We start from the raw sequence: 6,218 nt of genomic DNA on the forward strand, positions 1-6,218 counted from the left end.
AGCGAAAAATCTCGACGCGCTTTGCCGTCGAGGGCGAAGACCAGTACAAAAAGAGTGTTGCTGACATCAATATCCGCCTGAAAACACTGAAAAGTGAGCTGGCACTGGTACAGAGTCAGTACGCCGGACAGGAAAACAGCATGGAGGCGCTTACGGTCAAGGGTCAGACTTTGGCTGCTATGTACGCCACCCAGCAGGAGAAGGTCGAAGCAGCTCGGGCGGCACTTCAAAATGCGTCTACGATGCAGCAGAAGTACAGCGAAGAGGTTGCCAAAAGTCAGCAAAATCTGGCAAATGCGCAACAGGAGCTTGCTGCGTTGAGTGAAAGCACCTCGGTAAGCGCCGAGGAGCAAAAGAAGCTGCAGCAGAATGTAGAGGACTGCCAGAAGGCACTCGAGGACGCCGAAAAGCGTCAGCGTGCATCTGAGCAGAGCATTCAGAAGTGGCAGCAGTCCATGAACTATGCGCAGATCGAGCTGAACCGTCTGGGAACAGAGATCAACAACAATAACGCCGCTCTGGAAAGTGCGCAGCAAGCCGCAGACGCAGCCAGTGCATCCATGGACGAGGTCGCAGAGAGCGCGGCAGAGGCCGCCGACGCTGTCGAGGATATGGGTGAGGACGGCGGCGACGCCATTGACACCATGGCGCAGGCGCTGACCGGCGCGGGCGTTGTGGCGGCGCTCGATCAGATCAAGGACACGCTGCTTGCCTGCGCCGAGGCTTCGAGTGAGCTGTCGCAGGCCGAAAGCGTGCTGACCAACAATACAAACCTCTCGGGCAATGAGCTGGAGCGCTACCGGCTGCTGCTGCGCCAGCTGTACGGCGATAACTATGGCGAGTCCATGGATGATGTCGCCCAGACGCTCGCAGCCGTGCGCCAGCAGCTGGACGCCGACTGGCCGACCGACCAGCTGAAAACCGTGACCGAGGACGCGATCACGCTGCGCGATACGTTCGGCTATGAGGTCACGGACAGCATCCGCGCCGCGAAAGCCTTAGTTGATAACTTTGGTGTGAACGGCAACGAGGCGTTCCGGCTGATCGCTGAGGGCGCACGCAACGGCTTGGACTACTCGGGCGAGCTGCTGGACACCGTCAGCGAGTACAGCGTGCAGTTCAAGAAATTGGGCTTGTCCGCCAATGATATGTTCAAGGTCATGCAGTCGGGCGCGGATAACGGCGCTTGGAACTTGGACAAGATCGGCGACGCATACAAAGAGCTGTCCATCCGTGTCGTGGATGGTTCAGATACGACTGCCCAGGGATTTGCAGCCATCGGCTTGAACGCCGAGCAGATGGCGCAGAGGTTCGCGCGCGGCGGTGAGAGCGCAAAGGCGGCGTTGCAGCAGACCACGCAGGCGCTCGCGGCGATGGATGACCCGGTGCAGCAGAACATTGCAGGCGTCAATCTGTTCGGCACCATGTGGGAGGACCTCGGCCCGACGGTCGTAACCCAGATGGCCAGCATTACCGAGGGCACCTATGGTGCTGCAAACGCCATGGAAAACCTGCGTGAGAATCGTCTGGACGATCTGAGCGAAGCGTCTGAACACCTAGACCGTAACATGCAGCTGCTCGCCGCAACGGCAGGCGACGCGGTTGTCCCGGCGCTGGCCGATGTCAAAAACGCCGGTGCTGATGCGCTGGCCGTTGCAACCGAGTGGCTGGCGCAGAATCCGCAGATCATGCAGATGATTACTGCTTTGGTCGCTGGGTTTGCGATTCTGACCGCTGGCGTGACCGCCTACACTGCCGCAGCAGGGGCAGCCGAGGTTGCAACGGCTGCCTTGTCCAAGATGATGGAGAAGAACCCCTATGCGTTGGTCGCCACGGTTGTTCTGTCTCTGGTGGCCGCGATCGGCACCTACGTCCTGACCGCTGGCTCGGCCTCGGATAAGACCCGAGAACTCGATAAAAACCTTCAAGAGATCAAAAGCACCCATGAAAAGAATATCGGTACCATCAATGCAACCGCCGAGGCTGCTCAGGGCTACATTGACAAGCTGGAAGCTCTTGAGTCGCAGAGCAGCATGACCGATGTTGAGCAGCTGGAGTATAAGCAGACGGTAGATGAGCTTAACGCTCTGCTGCCCGACCTCAACGCCAAGATCGACGAGCAGACCGGTCTGCTGATTGGCGGTACGGAAGCGCTGCGCGCCAATACTGAGGCATGGAAGGAAAACGCCGTTGCGCAGGAAATCAAGGATCGGTATCAGGAAGTGCTGGATGGACAGGCCGAAGCTACGGTCAACCTGACTGAGAAAAAGCTGGCGCTGCGTGACGCCGAGGCTGAGGTGAATGACATCTATGCTGAGATGCAGGAAGTTTCCCGCCAGATGCAAGAGGCTGAGGAAGATTCCGAGCTGACACTTGAGCAAAAGATGGATACCATTCAAGGCCTGCAAGACCGTATGGTCATGCTGAACGACAGCTATAATCAGGCAAGTGACGAGGTCGCACGGCAGCGTGAAGCCGTAGAAGAGGCGCAGGGTGTTCTGGACAATTATGCCGAAGAGGTGGAGCATGTCCAGGAAGTGCAGGATGAGCTGGCAAACTCCAACCAGACCGTCGCGGACAGCGCCGCCAATGTCGAAAGCGCACTGGCCGATGTGCAGCAGGCATACCAGGACGCCAAAAACGAAGCCCGGGAGAGCATCGACGATCAGATCGGTGCCTGGGACGAGATGGACAACAAGACCACCACCTCGGTCAGTACACTGAAAGCCAATCTGGACAGCCAAGCGACCTATCTAAAACAGTATTCGGCCAATCTTGAGGCGCTTTCCCAGCGCAATGTCGAGGGTGTGGAGGTACTTGTACAAGCTCTGTCGGATGGCTCGACCGAAAGCGCAGAGATCCTGCGTGGTTTGGCCAGCGCCTCGGATGAACAGATTCAGGCGGTTGTAAACAACATGGGCAAGGTGGAGGAGGGCAAAGAGACCTTTTCCAGCACAGTTGCCCAGCTGGCACCCGAAGTCAAAACCGCTATGGATGCAGCGGTCGCAGAGGCCAACCGCTACGATGAAATGTACACGGCAGGTCAAAACGCCATGCAGGGCGCAGTCAACGGCGCAGAATCTATGCGTCGAAGCGTTTGGAGCAAGTTCCATGAGATGGGCGTCCTGTCTGACTCGGCCTATAAAGCTGGTCTGGACGAACACTCGCCGTCGAAAAAGACCTTTCAAGCAGGTGTGTGGGCGATGCAGGGCGCAATCCTTGGCGCAGAGTCCATGCGCAACCCGATTGCAGGCGCGTTTATGGGGCTGGGCTTGTATGCGGCTAACAAGTTTGCCGAGAAATGCAAAATTGAGCTCGACCCGGACGAGACCGCCGCCCAGGCCGAAGCCCAGATGCAGGCCTATGTCGAGGAGATCGAGGAGCAGGCCGAGCACGCCAAGAAGGTCATGGAGTGGGCTGGCGAGGATATTCAGAAAGCCTTGGTCGATCACGGTTACTCGGAGGACATGGCCAAGGAGTTTGTCAGCCGGTATGACGAGATGTGCCAGCAGGCGGTCGAGAAGGTCAAAGAGGCGCAAGCCGACATGCAGGAGCAGCTGGACGCCTTACAGGAACAGTGGGAGGAAGCCATCAAGGCCCGGGATGAGTTTGAAAAGAAGCTGTCCGACTTTGGCGACCTCTACATCAAGGACGAAGATCGATACCAGATTGCCGATCTGAACAAACAGATGGAGCAGATGCAGCACTATGGCGAGGTGCTGTCCGAGCTTCAGAAGCGCGTCCCGCAGAGTCTGTTCGGCGAGATTGCTGGCATGAACCTAGAGGACGCGGTCGGCTACGGTGAACAGCTGCTGGCACTCAGTGACGAGGATTTCGAGGCCTACGTCACCGCGTGGGAAGAAAAGCAGGGTCTTGCAAGTGAGCTTGCCCAGCAGTTTTACGGCGAGCAGGTGCGCCAGTTCGAGGAAGAGTATCATGCCAAGATGCAGGAGGCCTACACCCAGATGCAGAGCATGGCATTTGACAACAGCGCTGAGATCGTTCGGCAGATGGTGCAGGGCTTGCAGTCTGAGCGCGACGCGCTGGAAGCCGAGGCGCGCAGGTTACAAGAGATTATGAGCGGTGCAATGGGGTGGCGCGTCAGCGCAGCCGATGTGGATGGCTCGCACGCGGGCGGTCTGGCGTATGTGCCGTATGACGGATACGTCGCTGAGCTTCACAAGGGCGAGCGGGTGCTGACCGCTGCCGAGGCGCGCGCCTACATCGCAGCCAATACCCCGGCATCCATCGAGGTCGCCCAGCCCACGCTGGACAGCGCGCAGGTTGCGTCCATGGTCGGCTCGGCTTTGTCCACCATCCTGCTGGGCACCGAGCAGAGTGCAAGCGGTGATCTGTATTTGTCGCTGTCGCTCGATGGCACCGAGTTTGCGCGCGGTATCCTGCCGCATTTCCGTGCGGCGGCTGATCAGTCACCCGAAATCAAGAGTGATTTACGCATCAACTAAGAGAGGAGGACGTCGATGGAGAAATCCCCGCAGCTCATCATCAACGGCATCCAGCTGCCGTTTGTGAGCAATGACCGATACAGAGGCTACGAGGACGAGCTGGGCGTCGTGGAAACCATGGCCGACGGCTCAAGCGTGTTCGAGATTCAGGGCATGGTCTGGCGCGTGGGTTACAGCTGCGATAAGCTGCCGGACGATACGCTGCGCGCCCTGTTACCGCTCCTGCGGCGAAAACAAGAGCTGTCTGTCGCATTTGTGCCCGAGGGTGAGACCAGCATGCGGTCGGCGGTCATGTTCTGCGACAGCCTGCCCACGCGCCCGAGCGTAGCCTTTGCCAAGGCTGGTGCGCCGGTCTGGCACAATCTGGCGTTTACGCTGCGCGAGGTGTATGCCCATGATTGATAGATCGAGCGCATATGACCAAGCCGTCACCGCGCGGCATCGTCGTATTACTGTCCGCGCCACCTTCGACCTGCGCGACCCGGACGCGGTAGTCTCGGGGGCGGCCAGCTCGGCGCAGAGTCCATACAGCCAGATTGCCCAGGTCTACGACGAGATCACCGATCAGACCGACTACAAACTCGGCACCTTGGAGCAGGACCGCATCCAGTTGGACGGATCCTGGGCGCTGCCGCCCGACGATCCGGATGAAGTTGCAGCCGAGCAGCTGGGCTGGTGGGGCGGTGTGCTGTCCGGCGCGGATGGCACCTTTGTCAGCCCGCAGCCCTATATTGAGCTGTCGTTTTCGGGTATGTCGATCTTGCAGGCGTTCACACTCTGGTTTTCGCAAAACAGCTATGACGGCGTGCCCGAGTCCTTCCGAGTGGACGTGTACAGCGCTGCGACGCTGGCGTTTTCGCGCATTGTCGAGGGCAACGCCGATCATCAGGTGCTCATCGAGCAGTTTACCGTCCATGACCCGACACGCATCCGCGTTACCATGCTCAAATGGTCGCGGCCGTACACCTACCCGCGTCTGACCGACCTGTTTTTCGGCTTGTTCGAGCAGTGGAGCGGGCGGGATATTTGCAGTGTGGATGTGCTGACTGAGTCCACCTTTACCGGTCTCAGCTTGCCGTACTCGACGTGCGACTTGGAGGCGTACAACAAGGGGCACCGGTTCGACCCCTACGCGCCCAACTCGCTGTTTTTGTCCATTGAGGAGCGACAGGCCATCCCGATCGACTGGGGTATCTATCTGCCCGACGGCTCGATCGAGTGGATTCCGGGCGGTTGGTACTATCAGCAGTCGGGCGGCTGGGAGATCAAAGACATTACGGTCAAGTGGTCACTGGTGGACATCATCGGCATGCTGGTTGACCGCAATTACAGCCCGCCGGACACCCTGCCGACCACGCTCGGCGGCTGGATCGCGTCCATCGTCGCGTGCTTGGGCGTCAATCTGGCGGGGCGTTACATCGTAGATGACGAGGTCAAAGACCTGGCACTGACTGCGGCTGTCGAGGACGTGACCGATAAATTTTGTGGTGATGTGCTGCGTTATGCGTGTATGGCGACGGCCGCCTGGGCGCATCAGGATTTTGAGACCGGATACCTGCGCATATCCAAGCGCGGCTATGACACCGGCGCGAACATCACCGGCAGCAATATGCCGTCATGGCCCAAGATGCAGGCAAACGAGGAGATCGCGGACATCACCTTTAAGTTGGACGACAACCAAGAGGTCACCTTCCCGGGCACCAATACCGCGAGTGATAAGTCCTTGACCGTTGACAATCCCTTTGTGCATAC

3 protein-coding genes are annotated in these 6,218 nt (G+C 58.8%); all 3 read left to right on the top strand.

The genetic code is table 11. The features are described from left to right. The coding region (locus B5F17_RS14140) for a phage tail tape measure protein (RefSeq protein ID WP_087374860.1) at positions 1-4,466 on the top strand (4,466 nt) is incomplete at its 5' end. Between the two features lie 15 nt (positions 4,467-4,481). Further along, on the top strand, positions 4,482-4,868 hold the full coding sequence (locus B5F17_RS14145; protein ID WP_087374862.1) for a hypothetical protein: 387 nt from the start codon (positions 4,482-4,484) through the stop codon (positions 4,866-4,868). After that, on the top strand, positions 4,861-6,218 hold a 1,358-nt coding region (locus tag B5F17_RS14150), incomplete at its 3' end, for a hypothetical protein (RefSeq protein WP_143287756.1). The genes B5F17_RS14145 and B5F17_RS14150, both read left to right, overlap by 8 nt.

Source organism: Butyricicoccus pullicaecorum (assembly GCF_002160355.1).
Classification (GTDB): Bacteria; Bacillota; Clostridia; order Oscillospirales; family Butyricicoccaceae; genus Butyricicoccus; species Butyricicoccus pullicaecorum.